Raw genomic sequence first — 25,019 nt, 5'->3', positions numbered from 1 at the left:
TGCCCACCGGCGAAGGCGGTGTCATGCAACTCCAGCACGACTTCACGCTCCCAGTCCCGCCCCAACAGGCGTGGGCGGTGTTGCTCGACATCGAGCGCGTTGCGCCATGTATGCCGGGTGCGACGCTGGACCGGGTCGACGGCGACGATGTCTCGGGGCGCGTGACGCTGAAGGTTGGCCCGCTGCGGCTGACCTACCATGGCGACGCCCGGATAGAGCAACGAGACGAAGCTGCGCACCGGCTCGTCCTCGCTGCCCAGGGCCGGGAGGCCCGCGGATCCGGCACGGCGGCCGCGACTGTGACGGCCGCGCTCTCGCCCGCACCGGACGGCACCCGGGTGGCCCTGCGGACCGACCTTGCTCTGACCGGCCGTCCGGCTCAGTTCGGGCGGGGCCTGGTGGAGGAGGTCGCCGGAAAGCTCATCGGTCAGTTCGCCGACCGGCTGTCATACGCGATCACCAGCGACGGCCCTGACCAGCAACGGTTGCCCGACGCCGCTGCCGTGGCGGCTGGCGATGGACGGCCTCGCGGGCTGAGCGACGGACCCTCGGTGTCGGCTGCTGCCGCACCGTCGGGCACGTCGTCGACGCATGCGTCGAACGGGCTGATGGAGGAGAACTCGCTGGACGTGTTGTCGCTACTGCGGACGACGGTCGGTGCACGCGGCCTGCTGGTAGCCGGCGCGGTAGCGGGTCTGGTGATCGCCTTTCTGTTCGGCCGTCGTCGTCGCCCGTCGCCGTTCCACGTCGTCGACGACCGAACGTATGGCCGTCCACCCACCTACGTGATCGATGCGGGAAGGCGTGAAACCGGTGTATGACCTGCAAAAGCTGCTGTGGGACGTCCGAAAGGACCTCGACCTCGCCCGTCGCTTCCGCGCCGAACCGGACGCGGTGCTCGACGAGTACGGCATCGAAGGAGAGGAACGTGCCGCGATGAGATCGCTGGACTTCAAGACGCTCTATGAGCGCGGTGCCAACCCGTACCTGCTCTATTTCTGTGCGCTGCAGATCGGCGTCGACCGAGCCGAGTACTACGCGCGACTACGAGGGGAGGTCAGCTGATGGGACAGGTAGTTGGAGCGTTCACCGCGTCGCACTCGCCAGGCATCACCGGCTTTCCGGAGCGCGCCGAGCCGGCCCAGCGGGAAGCCGTGGAAGGTGCGTTCGGTGAGGTCCGGCGGCGGATCGAGGAACTGCGCCCGGACGCGGTGGTCGCGGTCTCGGTGGAGCACTTCACCAACTTCTTCCTGGGCAACCTGCCGGCGTTCGCGGTCGGCACAGCGGGTTCGTATCTGGGTCCAGTCACCAAGGAGATGGGGGAATTCCTTGGGGTCCCCCAGCACCAGTACCCGGGGCACGCGTCGCTAGGAGCTCACCTGTACCGGTTCGCCCTCGAATCGGACTTCGATCCAGCGCTGGTGGAAGGTGGGCTGGCGTTCGACGAGAACTTCTGCGTTCCGCTTAAACACCTGGACCCGGACTCGACGTTGCCGCTAGTTCCGGTGATCGTCAACGGGGTGAACCCGCCGTGGCCGACGGCACGTCGCTGCTACGACTTCGGACGCATGATCCGGGCCGCCGTCGAGGCTCAGGACGCCGCGCGGCGCGTCGTCGTTCTGGGCACCGGCGGCCTCTCCCACTGGGTGGGCATGCCGGAGTCGGGCCAGGTCAACGAAGACTTCGACCGCGACTTCCTGGATCGGCTGGAGAGCGGCGACGCGGCCCGCCTGACCGACTACACGCAGGACCAGATCGATGCCGCAGGCAACGGTGCACACGAGATCCGTACCTGGCTAGTCACCGCGGGTGCGGCAGGAGCGCCGTTCGACACCCTCGCCTACGAACCTGTCCCCGCCTGGCTCACCGGTACCGCGGTGGCCGCTGCCCGGATCTGACCCATCTTGGAGGAGCACGTATGAGCAAGCTGCCTAGCGTTACCGGCCAGGACATGCGCGGTGTGATGGCCTACCCGCCCACCCCGGCGCTGCCCGGTGCCGAGCGAGTGGACGCCACCAACACCGTTGACCTCGCGGAGACCGAGCGGATGATCCGCACGCTGATCAACGACGGTGTCGACGCGATCGCGCTCAACGGCACCCTCGGTGAATGCGCGACGCTGACCCTGGACGAATGGAAAGAGTTCGCCGCCTGTGCGCAGGAGACCGCCGAAGCGACTCGCTCCGGGTTTCCGCTGTTCATCGGGACGACGACACTCAACACCCGCGACACCGTCGCCCGGATGCGGTTCCTCGCCGACCTCGGCGTCACCGGAACCCTGCTCGGGCGTCCGATGTGGGGCGAGATGGTCGCGCCGGTGATGGAGCGCTTCTACCGCGATGTGGCCGAGGCCGTCCCGGAGCTGGCGATCACGGTGTATGACAACACCGCGGCCTTCCGCGGCATCATCCCCCGCAGCGTGTACCGGACACTCATCGAGTTGCCGCAGGTGGTGGCGGTTAAGTACGCCGGCGGTGCGTCCGTCGGGTTCCGCTACCACAACGACATGGCGCACACCCAGACGTCGTTCCCGCTGATGCCGATCGAGACCGACTGGTTCCCCGCCTGGGAGATGTACGGCGAAGAGCTGGTTGGAATGGCGTGGTCGTCGACGACGGCGTGTGGTCCGGCGCCGGTGCTGGCGCTGCGGGACGCACTCCGCGAGAACCGGTACGACGACGCGCGCTGGCTCACCGAGCGGCTGCGGTGGGCGCACGAGCCGTTCCTCGTCGGGCAGGACTTCATGGAGTTCGCCAAGTACAACGTGCCATTGGAGAAGATCCGGGTGAACGAGGCCGGCTACATCCACGTCGGCAAGTCCCGCCCGCCCTACACCGACGACTTCGTCCCCGAGAAACACGTCCAGGACACCAAGGACCACATCGCCCGCTATAAGCAGGTCGTGAAAGAGGTCGCGGAACGCCTGGGTAGGACGCACACAGAGAAGGTGTGACACATGGCCGCGATCGGAACCAGCGAGGGCGTCCAGCGGATGCTGGCTGATATGCGGGAAGGTGTCCTGCAGGGACGGGTTCCCGCGCGGATCTTCAACGACCAAGAGATCTTCGATCTGGAGCGCGACAAACTCTTCTCCACCGCCTGGTGTTTCCTGGCCCACGAGTCGGAGATCCCGAAGAACGGCGACTACGTCGTTCGCTACATCGCGAACAACAGCATCATCGTGGTGCGCGACGAGCACGGCAACCTCACGGCCAGCCTGAACATGTGTCGGCATCGCGGCAACATGATGTGTAAGTCGGAGATGGGTAACGCCTCGCACTTCCGGTGTTCGTACCACGGCTGGGTGTACAAGAACTCCGGCGAGCTGATCGGCGTCCCGTACTTCAAGGAGGGGTACGAGGGAAAGCTGGACCGCAAGCAGTGGGGCCTGGTTAAGGTCCGGATCGACACCTACGCAGGGCTGATCTTCGGCACGCTGGACCCGGACGCGCCGAGCCTGGACGAGTACCTGGGCGGGTTCCAGTTCTACCTGGACATCTACCTCAAGCAGGGCGCCGGTGGCAGCGAGGTGCACGGCCCGCCAGACCACTGGGTGGCCGAGACGGACTGGAAGATCTGCGCGGAGAACTTCTCCGGCGACGGCTACCACACGCCGGTGGCCCACCAGTTCGGTTTCCACCTGGGGTATTTCCCGTCGTCCGGCGCCACCCACAGTGAAGGGTGGGCGGTGCATATTCCGGACAAAGGGCATTCCATCGGACTGGGGCACACGCCCGGGATGCCGCCGTTCTTCGGGTACCCCGACCAGTTGGTGGAGCAGATGCGGGCCAGCCTCTCGCCTGAGCAGATGGAGGTGTTCTCCAAGACCCGCACCGCCGTGGGTTCGGTGTTCCCGAACCTGTCCTTCCTCATCCAGCCGTTCAGCCTGGTTCCGGGTGAGCCGGGGGTGCGGTTCTGCACCATGCGGTTGTGGCACCCGATCGGCCCGGGCCGGATGGAGATGTGGTCCTGGTGCCTAGTGCCCAAAGACGCCTCCGACGAATACAAGGAAGAGGCGTACAAGGCGTACACGCTGGCCTTCGGCCAAGCGGGGACCTTCGAGCAGGACGACTTCGAGAACTGGACCCGGGTGACGCGCGCCGCGGGGTCGACGGCGGTGCGCGGCGTCGAGTTCCCGTACGTCATGGGGTTGGACCGGCCGCGGTTGGACGACTTCCCAGGGCCGGGATACGCGGTCTCGCCGTATGTGACCGACACCAACTTCCGCAATCTCTGGTCGACCTGGCTGGACTACCTGACCAGGGAGGTGTGATGGGCCTGGCGACGACACGTGGGGTGGACCGTGAGGTGCGGGAGTCGATCCGGGAGTTCTTGTACCTGGAGTCGTTGGCGCTGGACGAGCGGCGGTTCCGGGATTGGCTCGAAGCGTTCGCTGAGGATGCCCGGTATGAGATCCCGGTCCGGGTGACCCGGGAGAAGTTCTCCGAGTGGGAGCTTTCACCGACATCGCGGATCTTCGACGACACCAAGGAGACCCTTGAGGTGCGGGTCAAGCGGCTCGAGACGGACTTCGCCTGGTCGGAGCAACCCCCGTCGCGCACCCGGCATTTCATCACCAACATCGTGGTGCGGCCGACCGATGAAGCCGACGAGTTCCTGGCCCTATCCAACTGCCTGGTCTATCGCAGCCGTGGCGAGGAGACGACGCCGAGCCTGTTCTCCGCACAGCGCCGCGACCTGCTGCGCCGTGCCGACGAGGGGGACGGCTGCGGCTGGTTGATCGTGCATCGCTGGGCGGCGCTGGACCAGGCGGTAGTGAACGCCCACAACATGTCGATCTTCATCTAGGACACCCAGGCCGGTGATCATTGCCGGATTCCCGCCCCACTCCCTGGTGATCGTTGCCGAAATTGCGTCGTCATAGCGACAGGGATCCGGCAACGATCACCGGGTCGGAGGGCGGAGATCGGTTAACGATCACCGGGAAGTGGAGCGGAGCTGAGTATGGACGACGAGAACACCGCAGCCGCGGGGGCACAGTTAGAGGCATCGGCATTGCCGAACGAGATTCCGCTCGACGGTGGCGTCGACGGGCCCATCCTGATCGCCAACGAGTTCGCCGACGTTGTGGTCAGCCGCGTCCTCACCCGCAACGGGATGCGGCTCGACATCTGGTCACCGCGCCGCGGGACCCGCGTCCAACTGGACGCTGTCGAGTTGGACTGTCTGAGCTACCAGGAACCGGAGACGTTTACCGAAATGCTGGCCCGGAAGCCCGGCGGATGACCAGTCAAAACGCGGCGGCGGGTGGCCGGTTGGCGGGGCGACGCATCGTGGTCACCGGCGGTGGCTCAGGAATCGGCCGCGGAGTGGTCGACGCGTACGTCGCCGAGGCGGCACAGGTAACCGTCCTCGAACGATCAGCGGAGCACGCGAGACAGCTCTCCGCCGACCATCCCGACGCCGTCCACGTTATTCATGGCGACGCTACGTGTCCCGACGACGTCGCCGAGGTGGTCCGGGCCGCGGCGACATCCGGCGGCGGAATCGACCACCTGACCTGCGGGGTTGGCGTGTTCGACTACTACGCTTCCCTCCGGGAGCTCACCTCGGCCGACGTCTGTGCGGCGGCCGAGGAGATCTGGCGGACCAACGTGCTCAGCAGTCTGCTGGCCATCAACATCGCCTACCCATCGTTGCGTGCGGCCAACGGGTCGGTGACGCTCACCCTCTCCGCGTCCGCGTTCTATCCCGAGGGCGGCGGAGTGCTGTATGGCAGCTCGAAATGGGCGCTGCGTGGTGTGGTCACTCACTTGGCCAAGGATCTGGCCCCGCAGGTGCGCGTGAACGGGGTAGCACCGGGCGGAACGTCGGGAACGAAGCTCGGCGGCCTCGGCACGTTGGATCAGGACCTGACCGCTGATCGGGTCGACGGCCGCGACCAGCGGATCACAGCTGGTAACGCTCTTCAGACGCTGGCTGAACCCGTCGATCACGCTGGAGCGTACGTGTACTTGGCTGACCCGGCCGCCGCTCGCATCGTCACCGGAGTGGTCATCAACACCGACGGAGGCCGCATATGACGACCACCGAGCACCCGCAGCCGTACGTCGGGCAGGCGGTCCGGCGACGCGAGGATCCGCGGTTCCTGACCGGACGCGGACGTTTCCTCGAAGACCGGACCCTGCAGGGGCAGCTGTACGCGCATTTCGTGCGCAGCACGGTGGCGCACGCGCGGCTGCTCGGCATCGACACCAGCACCGCACTGGCGATGAGCGGGGTGGTTGCCGTCATCACCGCCGACGACCTCCACGACGTACACCCGATCCCGCTGATCCGGCAGCCGCCCAGCCTTGGTGTGCCGTTGCCGGAGCTGCCGGTGCTCTCGTCGGGGACGGTCCGCTGGGTGGGTGACCCGGTGGCCGTCGTCGTCGCCGAATCACCCGCGGCCGCCGCCGACGGTGCCGAAGCGGTCGACGTGTCCTACGAGACCCTCCCGGCGGTGTGTCTGGTTGAAGACGCCGTTGCTGACGGCGCGCCCGTCCTGCATGAAGGGTTCGACGACAACTGCTGCTTCCGCACCGCCTACACCGGTGGCGACACCGCTGCGGCCTTCGACGCCGCGCCATACCGCCTACGTCGCCGCCTGGTGAACCACCGGGTAGCGCCGTTCGTGATGGAGCCGCGCGGCATGATCGCAGCGTACGACCAGCACGAGCAGGTCATGGACGTCTGGATCACCACTCAGCGTCCGCACCACACCAGGTGGTTCATCGGCCAGGTGCTGGGGATGCCGGAACACCTGATCAGAGTCGACGCGGGTGATGTCGGCGGTGCGTTCGGCGCCAAGGAGCCGATGTATCCCGACGAGGCCGCGATCGCCTACGCTGCCAAGCATCTGGGCCGGCCGGTCAAGTGGGTCGAGGAGCGCACCGAGAGTTTCCTCGCGACGACACACGGCCGCGATCACGTCGCCGACCTGGAGGTGGCCTTCGACGACGACGGCGTGATCACCGCCATGCGGGGGCGCGTGCTCGGGAACATGGGCGCGTACCTGTACCCCAACTCGTCGGGAACCATCATTGGGCGCACCGGGCCGCTGCTGCCGCAGAGTTACGCCTTCGATTCGATCGACGTGGAGATCGTCGGGGTGTTCACCAACACCACACCCACCGGTCCGTATCGGGGCGCCGGGCGGCCGGAGGCGACGTACTACACCGAGCGGCTGATCGACGAGGTGGCCGCGGAGCTCGGCCTGGACCCGGCTGAGGTGCGTCGTCGTAATTACGTCCCGGCCGACGCGTTCCCGTGGCACACGCCGACCGGGCTGGACTACGACAGCGGCGACTACGCGGCCGCCCTGCGGACGGCGCTGGACGAGATCGGGTACAACGACGTGCGTGCCCTGCAGCGCAGCGGTAATGACGACGGACGGCTGATCGGGGTGGGGGTGGCATCGTACGTCGAGATCGGTGGGGTGACCCCGTCAGCAGTAGCCGCGATGGAAGGCTCGCCGGGCCTGTGGGAGAGTGCGTCGGTGCGGGTCCACCCGTCCGGCAAGGTCGCCATCTCGATGGGCACGTGCGGGCACGGGCAGGGACACGAGACGACGTTCGCACAGGTGGCGGCGGACGCGCTGCAGATACCGTATGACGACATCTCGATCATTTACGGCAACACCGAGACGTCCCCGTTCGGGTTCGGCACGTTCGGTTCGCGTAGCGCGGCGGTCGGCGGCACCGCTGTTCTGCTGGCCTGCCGGAAAGTGGTGGCCAAGGCGAAGCGATGGGCGGCGGAACTGCTGGAGGCTGACGAGAAGGACGTCGAGCAGGTGTCCGGCGGCTACCAGGTCAGGGGCGTGCCGGCGACGCGCATCGGCTTCGCCGCCATCGCGACCAAGGCGCTGATGTTGATGAAACCGCTGGCCGAGGGCGAGGAGCCCGGGTTGGACGCGACCGGCTACTTCGACCCGCCCAACTACACGTTCTCCTCGGGGACACACGCGTGCGTCGTGGAGGTGGACCGGTTGACCGGCCACGTCGACGTCACCGACTTCGTTGCCGTAGACGACTGCGGCACCGTCATCAACCCACTCGTGGCCGACGGGCAGGTGCATGGCGGCGTCGCGCAGGGCATCGCGCAGGCGCTGTTCGAGCGGGTGGTTTACGACGCCGACGGGCAGCCGCTGACGTCGTCGTTGATGGACTACGCCGTGCCGACGGCGCGCCAAACACCGGTGATCCGTACGGCCCGCGCGACGTCCCCCACACCGGTCAACCCGATGGGCGTGAAGGGCATCGGGGAGAGCGGCGCGATTGGGTCGACGCCGGCGATCGCCAACGCTGTGCTGGACGCGCTCCGCCCGGCGGGTGTGCGTGACCTCGACATGCCGTTCACCCCGGAGCGCGTCTGGGGGGCCCTGCGCGCAGCGGATGCGACCGCTTGAGAGGCACCAGGCGGCTCCAGGTGCACGATCATGATCCACGATCAGCGAAGGACGGATCGATGAAAGCCCGTACCAGTGGAGAAGTCGTCGAGCGGACCCGTCCGAAAGCTGGCGGGCCACCCCTGAGCGGTAGGACGCCGGCCGGGCAGTTGGTTGGTGAGACGTTGTGGCGCCTCGGCGTGCGACAGGTGTTCGGCGTCGTCGGGAGTGGGAACTTCGTGCCGACAGCGGCCTTGATCGCGGCCGGTGCCCGCTACGTCGGAGCGCGGCACGAGGGCGCGGCGGTCACCATGGCGGATAGTTATACCCGGGTGTCCGGTGAGCTGGCCGTGTGCAGCGTGCATCAAGGCCCGGGGCTGACCAACACGATCACCGGCCTGGTGGACGCGGTGAAGAGCCGGACGCCATTGCTCGTCATCACTGGTCAGACGTCTGCCGGGTCCATCAGATCCAACTTCTACGTCGACCAGGCTGGGCTGATCGAGCGCACTGGTGCCGCCGTGGAGCAGGTGCACCGGCCGGAGACGGTGGTCGAGGACACGATCCGGGCTTACCGTCGCGCGTGGGTGGAGCGTCGCCCCGTGGTTCTTAACCTGCCGCTGGACATCCAGGCGGTCGACGTCGCCGCGCCAGCTGGGTTGGCGACGGACGGGACCGGCATGTCACGTGTGCCTGCGCCCACCCGGGTATCGGTTGAGGGTGTGGCAAATCTGCTGGCGACGGCACAGCGGCCGCTGATCATCGCCGGGCGCGGCGCCGTGGTGTCGGGCGCCCGCGGATCGCTGCTAAAACTCGGGCAACGTGTTGGTGCGTTGCTGGCCACCACGGCCGTGGCGAATGGATTCTTCGGTGAGGACCCGTGGACGCTCGGGATCGCGGGCGGGTTCGCCTCCGACGAGGCAGCGGAACTGATGCGGGAGGCCGACGTCGTCATCGGATTCGGATGCTCGTTCACCACGTGGACCCTGCGGCACGGGCGGCTGGTGAACCCGGATGCTGTCGTCGTACAGGTCGACGTCGACCCAGGTGCGCTCGGGCTGACTGAACGGGTCGACGTCGGTGTGCTCGGCGATTCCGACGAGACCGCCCGGGCGATCCTCGACGAGCTGGCGGCCCGCGACGATGACGGCCCGGCGTACCCCGGCTGGCGGACCGAAACCGTCGGCGCCCGCATTCACCGTTACGGCCGAGCACAGACGGTTGACCCGGGGAGTGTGCACACCGACGTGATCCACCCACGGGTGCTGTCCCTGGAGTTGGAGACGATGCTGCCCGCGGAGCGGACCATCGTCGTCGACGGTGGGCATTTTCTCGGCTGGCCGGTCACGTGCTGGTCGGTGCCCGATCCGGAAGGGTTCGTGTTCACCAGCGCCGGCTTCCAATCGATCGGCCTCGGCCTGGCCGCGGCGGTCGGTGCGCGGATCGCTCGGCCGGATCGGCTGACCGTCCTGGCGGCGGGCGACGGCGGATTCCTCATGAGTGTCTCCGAGCTTGAGACCCTGGTCCGGCTGCGGCTTCCGGTGCTCGTCGTCGTGTACAACGACGCCGCCTACGGTGCCGAGGTGCACCATTTCAGCGGCAGCGGTGCCGGGCTGGAACTGGTGCGGTTCCCGTCGACGGACATCGCCGCGCTGGCGCGGGGAGCCGGCGCTGGTGGTGTCACAGTGCGGGATGTGGCTGACCTGGCGCCGGTGGCGGCCTGGTTGGAGAAGCCGGACGGGCCGATGATCGTCGACGCGAAGATCGATCCCGACGTGGTCGGGTACTGGGCTGAGCAAGACTTCCAAGGCCACTGACCACCCTCCATCCGGGGATGGGGAGTGGAGGTGAAGCGGTCGATCCGTGGGTTCAACCTGCGGCGGTGCCTGCCCGGCTGCCGTCGGCGCCTCGGTTGCCGGACGACCAGATGAGCTGGATCAGCTCGGCGCGGTTGCGGACATCGGTCTTGGCGAACACCCGCTTGAGGTGCTGCTTGACCGTATTCTCGGTGACGAAGGCCCGTTCGGCGATCTGCTTGGTGGTCAACCCTTGGCTCACCAGTTCGGCGATCTCCTGCTCACGCCGCGACAACACGTCCCACAGCGGCAGCCGCTCGACCTTCTCCTGGCCACAGTTGAAAATCAGGGTCACCGCGGCGTCGTCGTTGTCAGCCAACCGGTAGGACTTGACGATCACCTGACGGCCGGATCGCTGGTCGCGCAGGCTGCGGGTGTGCACGCGTTTCCCGTCCCGACGGAATTCCTCCATCGCCTCGGCGATGCTCTCGTCCACCGGACCGAGCCGCCCCAACGCGTCCGGCGACACCGTCAGCCAGGGCTCGTCGCGGGCGATGCGGTTGCGGTACAGCACCTGTGCGCTGAGGTCGGTGACGACGACGGCCTGCGGCATCCGGTCTAGCACGTGTTCAAGCATGCTGGCGCGATGACCAGTGCTTTCGAACCGCAGGGCACGCTCGGTGGCGAGGCTGAGCTGTTCGCTGGCGAAACGCGCGGCGATGAGATCGTCGTCGTCGAAACTGGGTTGTTCCTCGGTGCGGGCGAAGTTGATGGTGCCGAAGAACGTGCCGGACACCACGACGGGAGCCTCGAGTGAATGGGCGTAGCCGCCGACGCCGAGCGCGGACCGCGCCCCGCATGATGTCCACCGATCGGCCGGCACCGCGCGCGACGAATCGATCGGGCGGCGCTGTTCCAGCACGAAGTCGAGAACCGGGTCGTCATCTCGCCCGTACTCCTCGTAGTCGTCGAGAAAGTCCGAGCCCACTTCGGCGCGCACGCTGACGACGTTCCCCGACTCGGTGTCCAGCCGGTACAGGCCGAATCCGCCGGCCGGGATCACATCCTGCACGACGTCGAAGAACGCGTTCTCGACTTCGCCGAGAGTCAGCGCCGATTGGAGTGCGCCGGCGAACCGATTCCGTGCGTCTTGCTCTTGTGTTGCCCGAGACTTCATCCACGACCACCCTGGCTTCGATCAGTGGTGCTGTGCGGGCGAAGGAATGACGGAGCCCCCTGGGTGAGCAGGAAAGACTCGCCCCTTTGGCCCGGTCTGGCATCGGGTGCAGAGGTTCCAGGCAGCATGCACAGCCCTGCCAGGCCTGGTCAATGCCTCTGCGCCGGGATCGGGCTGAACGTCAGCGAGACGTCAGCGGCCGCGTCGTGCCACCCGGCGGCCAAGAGATGGGCTTCCTGGATGTACCCGATTGGGTGAACCTCTCATCCCACCCAGCCGGTAGCGTCTCTCGGATCTGGCAGCGGTTTGCACGACGAGCTCCCCGAACAACGTGAGCCAATGTAGGAGGCGTCGAAGCCTCCTCATCATCTGAACCGAAGAGCCATGGAGGTCAGAGTCATGAGATGTTCGACATCGGTCGGCAGTCGACTAGTAGCGGGCGTGGCCGCGGTGGCTTTGCTGGCCGCATGTGGAGAGGGAGCCATCAGCGGCACTAACGGCGACGACGGTGGGTCCGAACAGGTCGGCGACGGTGACGCGGAGATCACCCTTCGGTACGCGTTCTTCGCACCTGCTGCCTCCTTCCCCGCCGTCCAGATGGAGGAGTGGGCCGAGCGGCTCAATGAACGCACCAACGGCCACGTCTCGGTCGAGCTTTTCCCCGGCGGCACGCTGCTGGGTGCCGGCGACATCTACGACGGCGTCAGGGGCGGTATCGCCGATGTCGGGCTTGATTCACCCGCCTACGATGTCGGCCGCTTCCCGCTGAGTTCGGTTGTGTCATTGCCAGTCGGCTTCGCCAACGCCAAGGTCGCCAGCCGCACCCTGCTCGACCTACTCGACGAGTTCGAGCCCCAGGAATTCGCCGGGTACGAGATCATCACCGCCTTCACTACCGAACCGGCCCGTCTGCAGTCGGATCGTCCGGTTTCCAGCCGCGACGACCTTGCGGGCTTGGAAGTGCGCGGTTCTGGAGCTGGGGTGCCGGCCTTGCGGGCACTGGGCGCGTCGCCCGTGGGTATGCCGATGCCGGAGGTCGCCGAAGGGCTGCAGACCGGTGTCATCAACGGCTACGTATCCTCCCGCGAGGTGCTGCAGGACTTCGGCCTGGCCGAGCAGGTCGGTTACGTCACCGACTACGCCTTCGGCGTCTCGAACACGTTCGTCGCCGTGATGGATGAGGGCGAGTTCGCCGCCCTGCCGGAAGACGTACAGACGGAGATCATGGGTCTGCGCGAGGAGATGATGGAGTTCGCCTCCGGATATCACGACGACGAGAACGTCGGCGGCGCCCTGGAGTGGGCGGAAGAGGAACACGGCGTGGAGATCGTCGAGCTCGACGAAGGTGAGCAGGACGCCTGGGACGAGATCCTCAGCGAGCTCATCACCACCTGGGCCGACGACGTCGAGGGCAACGGCTTCGACCCGCAAGAGGTCTTCGACCGGATGACCGAGCTACAGGAGCAGTACACGGCCGAGTTCGGCGAGGACCGCTGACAACGTGACCGGCACCCGCGGCAAAGGAGGGACCGTGACCGGCGCGGAGGTGGTCAACCCCGGCGTGACCAGCGGTCGCCTGACGGGCGGTATCGACATGGTGACGAAGGCACTGGCGAGTGTCGCCGGGGTGGTCCTGCTCGTGATGCTGACTATCACGGTCGGCAACATCGGCTTGCGGATGTTCGCCACTCCCTACCACGGCACGTTCGAGGTAGTCGGGCTCCTCGCCGTTCTGGTGAACGGCCTTGCCTTGGCCGAAGCGCAGCGTTCGAGATCGCATATCGCCGTCGATCTGGTGATGCGGCGTGCTCCGGTGCGTATCCAGCTCTACGTGGGCGGTGTCATCACCCTCGTGGCTGTGGTGCTGTTCGGCTTGCTGGCGCAACAGCTCACCTCGTATGGGTTGAACCTCCGTGACCAGGGTGCCGTGACTGACTCGCTGCGGCTGCCGTTCTGGCCCGTGGCGCTGGTCCTGGCGGCCGGAGTGGCGGGCCTCATGCTGGCCCTCGTCAACGACCTACTTGTCATCCGCCGCAACCTGCGGTCGGACTCGCCGGAGACGATCTGGTGACCGCGCCGTCCCCGAGGAGTCCCTGGTGAGTTTCACACTCGTCGCGGTCATCGGCATCGTCTTGATGCTCGTCATCATGATGCTGCGGATGCCGGTGGCCTTCGCCTTGATGTTGGCCGGCGTCGTTGGTGCCGCCTACATGATCGGCGCGCCAGCCGCCATCCAGCTGTTGGCTGCCGACACCTACCGGCAGTTCGCCTCCTATGGTCTGTCGGTAATCCCGTTGTTCGTCCTCATGGGCCAGATCGCCTTCAGGTCCGGGATCAGCGAACGTTTGTATGCCACGGCCTACAAATGGATCGGCTCCCTGCCGGGTGGCGTCGCGGCGACGACAATCCTGGCCAGCATTGGTTTCTCGACTTTCTCCGGGTCCAATTCGGCGACCACGGCCACGATGGGTGCGGTGTCCCTGCCGGAGATGAAGAAGTACCGGTATCAGCCGGCTCTCAGCGGTGGCAGTGTAGCCATCGGCGGCACGCTGGGTGTGCTCATCCCACCATCCACCGCGCTGATCATCATCGCGATCCAGTCCGAGCAGTCGATCGCCAGGCTGTTCGTCGCCGCCCTGGTGCCTGGATTGCTGGTGGGTGTGCTGCTCGTCGCCACAGTGCTGGTGGTGTGCTGGCGTCGTCCCGAACTCGGGCCGCCGGGTCCCAAGGTGAGCTGGCGGGAGCGGTTCAAGGCGCTCACCGGGGTGGTTGAGGCGTTGGCGCTGTTCGCGCTCGTCATTGGGGGGTTGTATCTCGGCTGGTTCACGCCCACTGAGGCGGGCGCCGTCGGGGCGTTCGGGGCGATCGTCATCGCGGTGTTGCGTCGTAGCCTCACCCCGCAGGCGTTGTGGTCCGCGGTCGTCGACAGCCTGCGGATCTCGGCGATGGTGGTGTTGCTGGTCACGGGGGCCGTCGTGTTCGGCCGCTTCCTGAGCCTGACTCGGTTGCCGTTCGAGCTGGCCGACTGGGTCGGGGGGCTCGCGGTGCCGTCGACAGTGGTGTTGTTGATCCTGGTGTTGATCTACCTGGTGGGTGGGGCGTTCATGGACGCCCTAGGGTTCCTGGTGATCAGCATTCCGATCTTCTTCCCGCTGGCGGTATCGCTCGGGTTCGACCCGGTCTGGTTCACCATCATCGTCACGCTGGTTACCACTATCGGCGCCGTGACACCACCCGTGGGAGTGAACCTCTACATCGTGAGTGCGCTCGACAAAGACCTCGACGTGGTGTCGGTGTCCAAGGGCACGGTCGTCTTCTTCATCCCCTATGCCCTGGCGATCGCCCTGTTCATCGCTGTGCCCGGTCTGGTCATCACCTGATGTGGCACGACCCCTCGGTGATCGTCAGCGCATTGTGGTTGCGATTTGGTGATCAACAGCGGGTTTTCGTTGCCGAGCAACAACTACAACATGCTGACGATCACCAAGAAGGACGACGAGAAGGAGGCTGATGGGATGACGGAACGGGTGCCGGCGGATGACGCCGACGCGCGGCAGGAGTATGTCGACGACATGATCCGCCGCCGCGGATACGTCCTTGACTACCACAAGGTGATGGCGGCGCAGGACCTGCCGGTGCTGAAGGCCGCCGACGGCCTGGTCTCCGCGGCCTACCTCGCTGAACGGTCGCTGGACCGGCGGACCAAGGAACTGCTCTTCGTCCTCAGCCTGACCGTCGTGCGAGCCGAGCGGCACCACATCGCCAGCCACATCCGGGTCGCCCTCAAACACGGTGCTACCCCGCAGGAAATCCTCGAGGCGATCGAGATCGCGTTACCCCAGGCCGGGGTGGTGGCGTTCCAGCACGGTTTCGACGTGTGGCGAGAGGTGGTCGGGGCCGAGGGAATCGATCCCAGCCCGGACGCCCTGCCGGAGACCCGGAATTGACCCGTCAGGGGGACGTGCCTGACCTGGCCGCTTCCGTAGCGTGACGAACCACCGGGTAATGAACTCCCCGGACCAACCGAACCACCAAGAACGACGAGCATCGGAGCCGCGATGGATCCCGCGAGGAACACGGACGTCGTCGTTGATCTCGAGGTCAACGGACGGAGCGAGGTGCGTACCGTGCCGGCGCGTACCCTGCTGGTCCACTTCCTGCGCGAGAACCTTGGCCTGACCGGGACACACGTTGGCTGCGATACCACACAGTGCGGCGCCTGCACGGTGGAGCTGGACGGGGTGGCGGTGAAATCGTGCACGGTCCTGGCCGCTCAGGCCGCTGGCAGCACCGTCCGGACCATCGAAGACGCGTCGGCCAGCACCGACGGCGGCCTCGACCGGGTCCAGCGGGCCTTCTGGGACGAACACGGGTTGCAGTGCGGCTTCTGCACCCCGGGGATGGTGCTGGCGGTCCGGCAGCTGCTCCGCGACAATCCGCGGCCGACGGACGACGAGATCCGCCACGGTATCGACGGCAACCTCTGCCGCTGCACCGGTTACCAGAACATCGTCGCCGCCGCCCGCAAAGCAGCTGAGGCGGGCCCGACGATGGCGAAGGCGGACTGACGATGTACCCAGCAGAGTTCGCCTATGAGCGCCCATCCAGCCTCGACGGGGTATTCACCGCACTCCAGCAGAACCCAGGCGACGCCAAACTCCTCGCGGGCGGCCAGAGTCTCCTGCCGATGATGAAGCTGCGCCTCGCCACCCCGGCCATGCTGGTCGACCTGGCCGGTGCCGCCGAACTACGCGGCCAGTGGCGCACCGATTCCGGCGTCCGCATCGGGGCTCTCACCAGTTACCGGGAGCTGCAGCGCAGTCCGCGCACGCTGAGCCTGCTGCCCGGCCTGGCGGACACGCTGGAGGTGATCGCCGACCAGCAGGTCCGTGCTCGTGGCACCGTCGGGGGCGCCCTGGCCCACGGCGACCCGACCGCCGATCTGCCCGCCCTCATGCTCGCACTCGACGCCGAGGTGCGCATCCGTTCGCGCGGCGGCGAACGTGTCGTCGCCCTGGGTGACTTCATCACCGGCATCTTCTCGACGGATCTGGCCGACGACGACGTGCTGACCGCCGTGGACGTACCGTTGCCGCCACCCAGCACGGGCGCGGCCTACGAGAAGTTCGAGCAACCGGCCAGCCATCTCGCGCTGTGCGGCGTGGCAGCGGCGCTGGCCATCGAGGGCGGCACCATCCAGCACGCCCGGGTGGCCATGACGGGCGTGTCGGCTACCCCGCGCCGGCTCACCACGGTCGAGGACGCGCTGCTCGGAGCGGCGGCGGACCCGTCGTCGCTGGATGAGATCGCGGCGCTGGCACCACACGGCGTCGAACCGCTGAACGACCTGCACGCACCGGCCGAATACCGGTCGCACCTGCTCGAAATTGCTACGCGCCGCGCCCTTCACCGTGCGGCGGCGCGGGCCGGAATGAGGTGGACGGAATGAAAGCCATGAGCGACGACGACGTGCTGGTCACGCGCACGGGGACAGTTACGACGTGCACACTGAACCGCCCAGACACCGGCAACAAACTCGACGCCACGTTGCTCGATGCGCTGGCCGGGTGCATCCGTGCTGCCCGCGAAGCCGATACCCGCGTGTTGGTCCTCCGTGGCGCTGGAGCGGACTTCTGCCTCGGCCGCCAAGGCCCGAGGCTCGACGGCCCGCCCACCCCCGCCATCCTCAACGCCGAGTTCGCCCGCGTCCAAGGTGTCAACGAGCTGGTCGAAGACTTTCCCGGGCTCACCGTTTCGGTGGTCCACGGCCGGGGACTAGGCGCCGGTGCCAGCCTGGCCGGACGGTGTGACGTGGTGGTGGCCGCCCGCTCGGCGCGGCTGGCGTTCCCGGAGGTGCCGCACGGCATCGCACCCACCGTCGTGGCGTCGTACTTCGTGCACCGGCTGAACCGGACGGCGCTGCTCGACCTGCTGCTGACCGGCCGGGAAGTGGACGCGGAAGAGGCGCAGCGGCTCGGCCTCGTGTCCCGGATCGTCGACGACGAGGGTCTCGACGGCTCGGTCGACGCGCTAGCCGAGGAGCTCGCGCGGCTGCAACCGGAGATCGTGCGGACCATCAAGTCGTTCATCGGCGTCGCGTCGACGGTGCCCCCGAGGACCGCCGTCCGGCTCGGCGTCGCCGAACTGGTCAACCAGATGGTCGACCAGGCCACCCCCCACCCGTCCAGCGGAGGATCGCGATGAGCAGCACCGCACTCACCGTGCGCAAGACGTTCGCCCAGGTAGAGGAGATCCGGCTGGCAGCCGGGCAGTCCGACGACGCCGGCCCGCTGCGGAAGGTCGCGGTCTGCGCGGTATGCCCCAATCCGTTCGCGGGACAAGGCTACGTAGCCGACCTTACTCTCTTGGTCGACGCTTCAGGCGAGATCGGGACCTTCCTCGGTACCGAGGCCGCCAAGCTGCTGGGCGCACCGGTCGAGAGCTACGGCAAAGCCGGTCTGGTAGGTACCTCCGGCGAGCAGGAGCACGTCAACGCCGCGTTGACGTCGGTGTTCGGCAACGCGTTCCGCGAGGCGATCGGTGGCGGGAAGGCGTGGATCACCTCGGCGACAAAGGTCTCCGCACCCGGCGCCATCATCGACGTGCCGCTCGCGTTCAAGGACGAGATCTGGGTAAGAAGCCACTACGACGCACTCGAAATGCGGATACCCGACGCTCCGCTGCCGGACGAGCTAGTCATCATCGCTGCCGTGTCCAACCGGGGCCGGATCAACGCCCGGGTGGGCGGAATGAGCGTCGACGAGGTCAGAGCCGGCGGTGCGTCGTGACGGCGACCCGGCTGGCCGTCGTCGGCGCCGGGACGGTGCTCTCGGGCGACCTGAACAACCCGGTGCTCGACGCCGCGGATACCGTGCTGTGCGAGGACGGGCTCATCACGGCTGTCGGCCCGGAGGGCGAGCTCGGTGCGGAGATCGACGCCGCCGATACCGTGATCGACGCGCGTGGCAGCACCGTTGCGCCGGGTCTTATCGACTCGCACTGCCACGTGGTGCTGGGTGACTACACCCCGCGGCAGAAAACCGTCGACTTCCTGGCCAGCTACGTCCACGGCGGCATCACCAGCGTGGTGTCGCCGGGTGAGATCCACGCTCCCGGCCGCCCGCACGACGCCACCGGCGTCAAGGCGCTGGCCATCGCCGCCCGGGCGTGTTTCAACAATCTGCGTCCCGGCGGCATGCGGGTGCATGCCGGGGCAGTGGTGCTCGAACCGACGTTGCAGCGTGAAGACTTCGCGGAGCTGCAGCGCGCGGGTGTGCACCTGGCCAAGTTCGGTTTCGGCCGCTACGAGGACCCGTCCGACGGCGTCGACCAGGTCAGATGGGCACAGGAGCACGGCATCACGGTGATGTGCCACTCCGGTGGGGCCAGCATCCCGGGGAGCAAGCCGATCACGCCGGAGCACCTGCTGGAGTTGGCCCCGGACGTGTGCGGTCATATCAACGGCGGGCCGACCTCGCTGGACGAGGCCGGTGTGGACGTCGTCATCGAGCAGACCCAGATGGCGCTGCAGCTGGTCCAGGCCGGCAACGTGCGCTCAGCGGTACGGATCCTGCGCAAAGCCCTCGACGACGGCCAGTTCCACCGGGTGGTCATCGGTTCGGACACCCCGACCGGCACCGGTGTGATGCCGTTGGGCGTGCTCAAAACGGTGGCCGAGCTGAGCTCGCTGGGCGGCGTCGACCCCGCCCTGGTGTGGGCCGCGGCCACCGGTAACAACGCCGCCACCTGGGATCTGCCGGCCGGCTACCTCCGGACCGGGGCGGCCGCGGACCTGGTGGTGATGGACGCCCCATGGGGGTCGACGGCCGACGACGCCCTCGGAGCGTTGCGCATCGGCGACCTGCCGGGCATCAGCGCCGTGGTGACCTCTGGGCAGGTACGCGCGCTGCTGAGCCGCAACACGCCGCGGGCGGCCCGCCTGGCCACGGTAGCGCCGGCTTTGCCGCACCTGGAGCCGGCGCATTGACACCGCCGTCCGCTCACATGATCGCTGACGATACCGAGGCTGAACGTACTGGCCAACCGGATGGAGGAGGACACGACATGTCCATGAAGGTGATCGTCGACCTGCAGGCATGTCAGGGATACGCCTGCTGCATGATGGAAGCTCCGGCCGTGTTCGACCTGGACGAATCCGCCGGCAAAGCGATCCTGCTGCAGGAGACCCCCACGGACGATCTGCGTGCACAAGTGGACTCCGCGGCCCGGGTCTGCCCGGCGCGCGCCATCACGGTCGAGAACGGCTGATCCGTGCGCCGCGTCGTCGTGGTGGGGGCGTCGCTGGCGGCCGTGCACGCGATCGAAGGACTCCGTGACCACGGGTACGCCGGCGAGATCGTGCTGATCGGAGCCGAGCCGCACCTGCCGTACGACCGCCCGCCGCTATCCAAGGAGGCGCTGCACCAGGGCCCTGAAGTCGACAAGGTCCACCTGCGGGCGCCCGAATGGTATGCCGACGCCGGCGTCGAGTTACGCCTTGGTCGCCGTGCGACGGCCCTGGATCCGGCTCGGCGTATCGTCGTTCTCGATGACGGAACACCGGAGGAGTACGACGGGATGGTGCTCGCCACCGGATCCACCCCGAAGACGCTGAGCACGCTGGGCGATGTCGGGCCCGTCAACATCCTGCGGACCGTCGACGATGCCGTCGCCCTGCATGGGCAGCTGATACCGGGGCGGCACCTGGTGGTGCTGGGTGCCGGGTTCATTGGGCTCGAAGTGGCTGCGACGGCCAGCGAAATGGGCCTGGATGTTTCCGTCGTCGAGCTTGCTCCGGTGCCACTGACGCGGGTGCTGGGCGACGAAGTAGGGCAGTGGTTCCGGACGCACCAGGAGGCACACGGCGTGCAACTGCACTGCGGAAGTGTTCTGGACGGCATTGACCCTGGCGCCGGTGGCAGCAAGATCCGGCTCCACAACGGCACCGTGCTCTCCGCCGATCTGGTGGTGGCCGGGGTGGGCGTCACACCAGCGACCGGGTGGCTGGAAGGTAGTGGCGTGCGGCTGGCCGACGGCGTGGTGTGTGACAAAAGCCTGCGCACATCGGTGCCCGGCGTCGTCGCCGCCGGAGACGTCACCCGCTGGTACAACGCTCTGTTCGACGAGGAGATGCGGGTAGAACAGTGGACCAACGCGGTTGAACAGGGACGACACGCCGCGGCGTCGCTGTTGGGGGCGGACGAGGCATACACTCCAGTTCCATACTTCTGGTCCGACCAGTTCAACGCGAAGATGCGTTTTGTGGGTCGGGCGAACGCGGCCGAGCAGGTCCACGTCGAGCGGATGGACGATACCTCGATGGTGGCCCTGTTCGGCAGGGACGGCGTCCTCCGCGGGGCTCTGTGTGTGAATGCCGCTCGACGACTGGCCCAGTACAGCCGGGCCATTCGCGATCAGGTGCCCTGGGGTGACGTCGTCGAGCCCTGAAGGAGGTAGCTGGTGTCCCACCCAGTGCCAGCGGACGCTGCCAGGGGACACCATGGTGCCGTGGACATCCGGGTCCTCGGCGGATTCAGTGTTTCTCTTGGAGGCAACGTCGTCCGGCTGACCGGGCGTCGCAGCCGTGGCCTGCTCGCGCTACTGGCCTCGCGGCCCGGCCAGCCGGTCACCACGTCCGAGGTGCTGCATCAGGTGTGGGGTGAGGCGACCGCGGATCCGCCCGGTGAGTCGGCGCGGAATACGGTGCAGGCCCGCGTGTCCGCTCTACGCCGTGCCGTTGGACCGGACCTGCTGCGCGCCGTTGAACGTGGGTACGTGCTGGATCTGCCGCCCGACGCCGTCGACGTGACCCGCTTCGAACGTGCCGTGCGCCGGGCGCGTGAACTACGTGCGGCGATGGAGGTTGAGCCGGCCAGCGAGATGTACGCCCACGCGTTGGGTCAGTGGCGGGGGGACCGGGCCTACTCCGATCTGCAGCACGTGCCAGCGCTGGTGAAGGAGGCCGACCGGCTGGCGGAGTTGCGGCTCCAGGTGCTGCAGGAGTGGCTGGCACTGGAGATCGAGCGTGGCCGATACGACGAGGTCGCCGAGATCTTGGTCGACGCCACAGGCCGGCATCCCGGCATCGAAGAGCTGTGGGCGTTGCGGATGCTGGGTCTCTATGGCCAAGGCCGGCAAGCCGAAGCCAGCGAGGTCTATGTGGAGGCTAGGCGTCAGCTGAGAGAGCGGTTCGGCCTGGATCCTAGCCCGCGGCTGCGAGAACTGGAATTGATCATCCTGCACCAGAAAGATCCTCGTCGCGGCGGCATGCGGTTCCCTGGGCCGGTCCGGATCGCTCGGCCGGCGACGTCGTTCGTGGGCCGTCAGGATGATCTCGATGAGGTAGCCGCGCTCGTGGCGAGCGCCCGGCTGCTCACGCTGACGGGTCCGGGCGGCGTGGGCAAAACCCGCCTGGCCATGGAGGCCACCCAGGTGCTGGTGGACTCCTGTGCCCCGGTGGCGGCGCACGGTGTCACCGTTGTCGACCTGATCGAATACCGCCGCGGCGACGACCTCGCCGGAGCCGTGCTCGAAGCGCTCGGCCCGGTAGTGCCGTCGTCGAGATCGGTGACGACGAGCAGCCGCGCCCGCCGGGCTCTGGACATGCTGTGTGACGTCCTGGCCGACCGGCGGCTCCTGCTGATTCTGGACAACTGCGAGCATCTGACCGAAGATGTCGCGGTCCTGACGTCGGCGCTGCTCAACCGGACCACGGCCACCCACATCCTTGCCACCAGTAGAGAAGCGCTCAACGTGCCCGGCGAGAGCGTGTACGTCGTCGACCCGCTGCACGACGATCCCGCCGTGCGGCTCTTTCTCGACCGGGTGCGTGCCACCCAGCCGGACCTGCAGGTCGACGACGACCGGAGGCGGACCGTGACCTCCATCTGCCGCCAGCTGGACGGGCTGCCCCTCGCCATGGAGCTGGCCGCGGTGCGGATCCGAGTGCTCGGCATCGATGAGGTGGCTCGCTTGCTGGACGACCGGTTTAGCCTGCTCAGTCACGGCGCGCGGATGGCAGCGGCCCGGCATCGCACTCTTGAGGCCGTCATCGACTGGAGTTACGACCTGCTCGACGAGGGAGACCGGCGGGTGTTCGAGGCGCTGTCGGTGTTCCGTGGCTCGTTCGCAGTGCGACATGCCCGGCAGGTCTGCGTCCGGCTGGGCGGCAGCGAAACCCAGGCCATGGACAGTATCGAACGGCTCGTGTCCCGCTCGATGGTGCAGGCCGAGACCGGCCCGGACGGCAGTGCTCGGCTCCGGCTGCTTGAGACCATGCGCGCCTATGCCGCCGAGCGTCTCCGGGCATCGGGACTAGAGCAGCGGGCCGTCGTCGCCCACGCACAGGTATATGTCGAGCTAGCCCGCGAGCAGATGCCGGCGCTGACGACCGAACGGCAGGCCAGGGCCGTCGCCGCGCTGATGAGGGACGACTCGAACATCCGCGCGGCGCACAACAACGCTGTTCAGCGGCGTCTCGGGGCGTTGGCTCAGGAATTCGTCGGAGTTCTCGGGTATGTCGCATGGATGCGTGAAGGTCGAGCGCCCGATTGGGGCATAGTGGTCCGTTCGTTGGACCTTCCCGCCCGGGACGTGGAGATCCGGGTGCGAGCACTCGCCTGGGCAACCCACCTGGGATCGGTTTTCGGACATGCCGACGAGGCGGTGCGTTATGGCGAGCAGGCGGCGCGGCTGGCGTCGGTGCACCCGGACTGCCGCCTGCCAGAGGTCGGTTTCGCCTTGCTGGCCAGGGCCCATGCGTTGCACCGGCTAGGACGATGGGAGGAAGGCGACGCGATCTTGGGTGAGGCTCGGGAAGTCTCGGCGGCGACCGGCGACCCATGGACGATCGCCGGCTGCGCCATGGTGCGTGGCCTGGGCGCCCTGGTCAGAGGCCGGCTGGCCGAGGCCGACGAGAACTTCATCGAAGCCGCGAATTGGTACCGAGCATGCCCCGACCGCTGGGGCCAGCAGCGAGCTGCGCTGCGCAGGGCGATCGTGGGCGGGGCGCAGGGCGACCATGCGGGCGCGGCGTTGCTTCTGCGGGAAGCGCTGGCCTTTCTCGACGAACTGGAACTACCGGAGGCCGCGATATCCGCCCGAGTGGCGCTTGCCCGGGCCACGTTGTTCGCCGGCGACGTGGAAACAGCTCGCGGCATGGTTGAGACCTTGGAGCGGGGCGGGATCATCGGTCGGTTCAGCGAGGTGGACGGGCGGGTGTTGCAATGCCGGGCGGTACTCGCCGAACATGACGGCGCGGCCGGTGACGCAGTGGAGTTGCATCTGGGGGCAGCACGCCGCTTGCTTGACGCCGGTCTGTCGGCCGAGGCTATCGAGTCGCTGGCCAGAGTCATACTGCTCACCGGCAGAGACGATCCCGCGGCGACCGCCGCTGCTGCCGACGCCGCTGCGGTTGCCGCGGGTAGCGCCGATCCACGAGTGCGAGCCACCGGGTGTGAAGTTGCGGCATTGGTTGGCACCGACGACGCGGAGGTGGTCCGGCAACAGCGGCAGGCGCAGTTGATCCGTGATGATCACGGGCTGGCCCGGCCTGCGCTGCTGCGCGACCATCCTTGGCTGGCCGGCGCCACACACTAGTGTGTCGCACTAGTGCGGGCGGGCGTATTTGTCGGCGAGTTCGGCGCCGATCCGGGCGAGTATCGCCTGGACTTCAGGCGGGTCGACGACGTCGATCATGGCACCCCAGCCGGCGAGATTGCGGGCGATGTCCAACGGTGTCGGCGCGGCGAGCCTGACCTTGGTGCGCCCATCGTCGAGTTCGCCGACGGTATGGCAGTGCCGCCCGAACTGATCTTGCAGGATCGGAACGAACCGAGTAGCGATGATGACGGTGGCCCAGGTGCGTGATCGGCGCTGCTCGACCGTGTCGACGACGTCCTGCCACGCGGCGGCGAGCGTGAATTCGTCGGGACGCTCGGCGCGCAAGTCGGTCGGCTCCGCCAGAACGATGCGGTCGACGCGGAATGTCCGCTGGCCGCGTTCGGTGCCGGCGAGCAAATACCAGGTGTCGTCTTTGTCGACCAGGCCCCACGGGTCGACCAGGCGTTCAGTCTGTTCGCGTGAGCTGCCGACGTAGGTGAGGCGGACTTTCCGCCGTTGGACGACGGCGGCCTGGAGCGTGTTGACCAGCTCTGGGCGGTCGCGATCACGCTCGCCCCATCGCGCGGGGTCGATCATGGTGGCTTCGGCCGCGGCCTGGGCGTCGGCTCGAAACGTCTGTGGTAGTGCCCCGACCAGCTTGCGCAACGCCGCTTTCGCCTCATCGGATATCGCCGCGGCCGGCCCGACCAGGAGGAACAGTGCTTGTGCCTCGGTGGCCGTTAAGCCGCTCAGGTCGGTTCGGGCGCCACCAACCAGTGACCAGCCGCCGCCCCGGCCGGGTTGTGGATACACCGGAATACCCGCTGTGGACAGGGCTTCGAGGTCGCGGCGGGCAGTGGCCACCGATACTTCGAGCTCGTCGGCCAGCTCCGCTGCGGTGACCCGGCCGCGAGTTTGCATCAAAAGAAGTGCGGCGACGAGGCGATCCGCTCGCATAGAAAAATTCTCTCATAAACCTGCTCAATAGATGAGCATTTTAGGGCGCAGGATGGAGATTGTTCAGAAGACAGCGGATCATCCGCCACGATGAAAGGACACG

At 67.4% G+C, this 25,019-nt stretch carries 24 protein-coding genes; 22 read left to right on the top strand and 2 right to left on the bottom strand.

Features of this window, described 5'->3' with window-relative positions:
- Positions 1-23 precede the first annotated feature (23 nt).
- The 10 genes from G8760_RS01605 (at position 24) to G8760_RS01560 (ending at position 10,203) form a co-directional block, all read left to right on the top strand.
- Complete coding sequence (locus G8760_RS01605; RefSeq protein ID WP_166345657.1) at positions 24-821, top strand: SRPBCC family protein; 798 nt, start codon at positions 24-26, stop codon at positions 819-821.
- The gene (locus tag G8760_RS01600) at positions 814-1,065 is read left to right on the top strand and encodes a hypothetical protein (RefSeq protein ID WP_166345653.1); all 252 of its coding nucleotides are present in this window, start codon (positions 814-816) and stop codon (positions 1,063-1,065) included. The genes G8760_RS01605 and G8760_RS01600 overlap by 8 nt, the downstream gene beginning before the upstream one ends.
- Positions 1,065-1,898: a DODA-type extradiol aromatic ring-opening family dioxygenase gene (locus tag G8760_RS01595; protein ID WP_166345650.1), complete on the top strand. Its 834-nt coding sequence runs from the start codon at positions 1,065-1,067 to the stop codon at positions 1,896-1,898. Before G8760_RS01600 ends, G8760_RS01595 begins: the two co-directional genes overlap by 1 nt.
- Before the next feature lie 20 nt (positions 1,899-1,918).
- Positions 1,919-2,953, top strand: a complete 1,035-nt coding sequence (locus G8760_RS01590) for a dihydrodipicolinate synthase family protein (RefSeq protein ID WP_166345647.1) — start codon at positions 1,919-1,921, stop codon at positions 2,951-2,953.
- 3 nt (positions 2,954-2,956) lie between these two features.
- Positions 2,957-4,273, top strand: a complete 1,317-nt coding sequence (locus G8760_RS01585; RefSeq protein WP_207781908.1) for an aromatic ring-hydroxylating oxygenase subunit alpha — start codon at positions 2,957-2,959, stop codon at positions 4,271-4,273.
- Positions 4,273-4,809: an aromatic-ring-hydroxylating dioxygenase subunit beta gene (locus tag G8760_RS01580; RefSeq protein ID WP_166345644.1), complete on the top strand. Its 537-nt coding sequence runs from the start codon at positions 4,273-4,275 to the stop codon at positions 4,807-4,809. Before G8760_RS01585 ends, G8760_RS01580 begins: the two co-directional genes overlap by 1 nt.
- Before the next feature lie 156 nt (positions 4,810-4,965).
- Positions 4,966-5,247, top strand: a complete 282-nt coding sequence (locus G8760_RS01575; RefSeq protein WP_207781907.1) for a hypothetical protein — start codon at positions 4,966-4,968, stop codon at positions 5,245-5,247.
- The gene (locus tag G8760_RS01570) at positions 5,244-6,044 is read left to right on the top strand and encodes an SDR family NAD(P)-dependent oxidoreductase (RefSeq protein ID WP_166345641.1); all 801 of its coding nucleotides are present in this window, start codon (positions 5,244-5,246) and stop codon (positions 6,042-6,044) included. The genes G8760_RS01575 and G8760_RS01570 overlap by 4 nt, the downstream gene beginning before the upstream one ends.
- Positions 6,041-8,407 (top strand): xanthine dehydrogenase family protein molybdopterin-binding subunit, encoded by a 2,367-nt coding sequence (locus G8760_RS01565; RefSeq protein WP_166345638.1) that lies wholly within the window; start codon positions 6,041-6,043, stop codon positions 8,405-8,407. The genes G8760_RS01570 and G8760_RS01565 overlap by 4 nt, the downstream gene beginning before the upstream one ends.
- A gap of 59 nt (positions 8,408-8,466) precedes the next feature.
- Positions 8,467-10,203 (top strand): thiamine pyrophosphate-binding protein, encoded by a 1,737-nt coding sequence (locus tag G8760_RS01560; RefSeq protein ID WP_166345635.1) that lies wholly within the window; start codon positions 8,467-8,469, stop codon positions 10,201-10,203.
- A 52-nt stretch (positions 10,204-10,255) separates the two neighbouring features.
- Here the strand turns inward: G8760_RS01560 and G8760_RS01555 are convergent, their stop codons facing one another.
- Complete coding sequence (locus G8760_RS01555) at positions 10,256-11,359, bottom strand: LuxR C-terminal-related transcriptional regulator (RefSeq protein ID WP_166345632.1); 1,104 nt, start codon at positions 11,357-11,359, stop codon at positions 10,256-10,258.
- A gap of 399 nt (positions 11,360-11,758) precedes the next feature.
- Between G8760_RS01555 and G8760_RS01550 the strand changes: the two genes are divergently transcribed.
- The 12 genes from G8760_RS01550 to G8760_RS01495 all read left to right on the top strand — a co-directional run bounded on the left by G8760_RS01550 (position 11,759) and on the right by G8760_RS01495 (position 23,956).
- Positions 11,759-12,856: a TRAP transporter substrate-binding protein gene (locus tag G8760_RS01550; protein ID WP_166345629.1), complete on the top strand. Its 1,098-nt coding sequence runs from the start codon at positions 11,759-11,761 to the stop codon at positions 12,854-12,856.
- A gap of 34 nt (positions 12,857-12,890) precedes the next feature.
- Entirely contained in the window at positions 12,891-13,430 is a 540-nt protein-coding gene (locus G8760_RS01545) for a TRAP transporter small permease (protein WP_166345626.1), read from the top strand.
- Positions 13,431-13,455: 25 nt separating this feature from the next.
- Positions 13,456-14,739 carry a TRAP transporter large permease gene (locus G8760_RS01540; RefSeq protein ID WP_166345623.1) on the top strand — a complete coding sequence of 428 codons (1,284 nt, stop codon included), beginning with the start codon at positions 13,456-13,458 and terminating at the stop codon, positions 14,737-14,739.
- Between the two features lie 135 nt (positions 14,740-14,874).
- The gene (locus G8760_RS01535) at positions 14,875-15,306 is read left to right on the top strand and encodes a carboxymuconolactone decarboxylase family protein (protein WP_166347814.1); all 432 of its coding nucleotides are present in this window, start codon (positions 14,875-14,877) and stop codon (positions 15,304-15,306) included.
- A gap of 111 nt (positions 15,307-15,417) precedes the next feature.
- Entirely contained in the window at positions 15,418-15,927 is a 510-nt protein-coding gene (locus tag G8760_RS01530; RefSeq protein ID WP_166345620.1) for a (2Fe-2S)-binding protein, read from the top strand.
- Between the two features lie 2 nt (positions 15,928-15,929).
- Positions 15,930-16,808, top strand: a complete 879-nt coding sequence (locus tag G8760_RS01525) for an FAD binding domain-containing protein (protein WP_166345617.1) — start codon at positions 15,930-15,932, stop codon at positions 16,806-16,808.
- Positions 16,805-17,563, top strand: coding sequence for an enoyl-CoA hydratase/isomerase family protein (locus tag G8760_RS01520; protein WP_166345614.1), 759 nt, complete (start codon positions 16,805-16,807; stop codon positions 17,561-17,563). Before G8760_RS01525 ends, G8760_RS01520 begins: the two co-directional genes overlap by 4 nt.
- Positions 17,560-18,147 carry an amino acid synthesis family protein gene (locus G8760_RS01515; protein ID WP_166345611.1) on the top strand — a complete coding sequence of 196 codons (588 nt, stop codon included), beginning with the start codon at positions 17,560-17,562 and terminating at the stop codon, positions 18,145-18,147. Before G8760_RS01520 ends, G8760_RS01515 begins: the two co-directional genes overlap by 4 nt.
- A complete protein-coding gene (locus tag G8760_RS01510) occupies positions 18,144-19,346 on the top strand; it encodes an amidohydrolase family protein (protein WP_207781905.1) in 1,203 nt (400 codons plus the stop codon). The genes G8760_RS01515 and G8760_RS01510 overlap by 4 nt, the downstream gene beginning before the upstream one ends.
- A gap of 77 nt (positions 19,347-19,423) precedes the next feature.
- Positions 19,424-19,627, top strand: a complete 204-nt coding sequence (locus tag G8760_RS01505; RefSeq protein ID WP_207781904.1) for a ferredoxin — start codon at positions 19,424-19,426, stop codon at positions 19,625-19,627.
- 3 nt (positions 19,628-19,630) lie between these two features.
- A complete protein-coding gene (locus tag G8760_RS01500) occupies positions 19,631-20,806 on the top strand; it encodes an NAD(P)/FAD-dependent oxidoreductase (protein ID WP_166345608.1) in 1,176 nt (391 codons plus the stop codon).
- Positions 20,807-20,818: 12 nt separating this feature from the next.
- Entirely contained in the window at positions 20,819-23,956 is a 3,138-nt protein-coding gene (locus G8760_RS01495; protein WP_166345605.1) for an AfsR/SARP family transcriptional regulator, read from the top strand.
- A 9-nt stretch (positions 23,957-23,965) separates the two neighbouring features.
- On the opposite strand, the gene G8760_RS01490 is transcribed toward G8760_RS01495, so the two are convergent.
- Positions 23,966-24,916, bottom strand: coding sequence for a helix-turn-helix transcriptional regulator (locus G8760_RS01490; protein WP_166345602.1), 951 nt, complete (start codon positions 24,914-24,916; stop codon positions 23,966-23,968).
- Positions 24,917-25,019 lie beyond the last annotated feature (103 nt).

Source organism: Phytoactinopolyspora limicola (genome assembly GCF_011320225.1).
Lineage (GTDB): Bacteria > Actinomycetota > Actinomycetes > Jiangellales > Jiangellaceae > Phytoactinopolyspora > Phytoactinopolyspora limicola.
The sequence above is the reverse complement of the archived record's forward strand: the minus strand, read 5'-3'. Positions and strand labels throughout refer to the sequence as shown.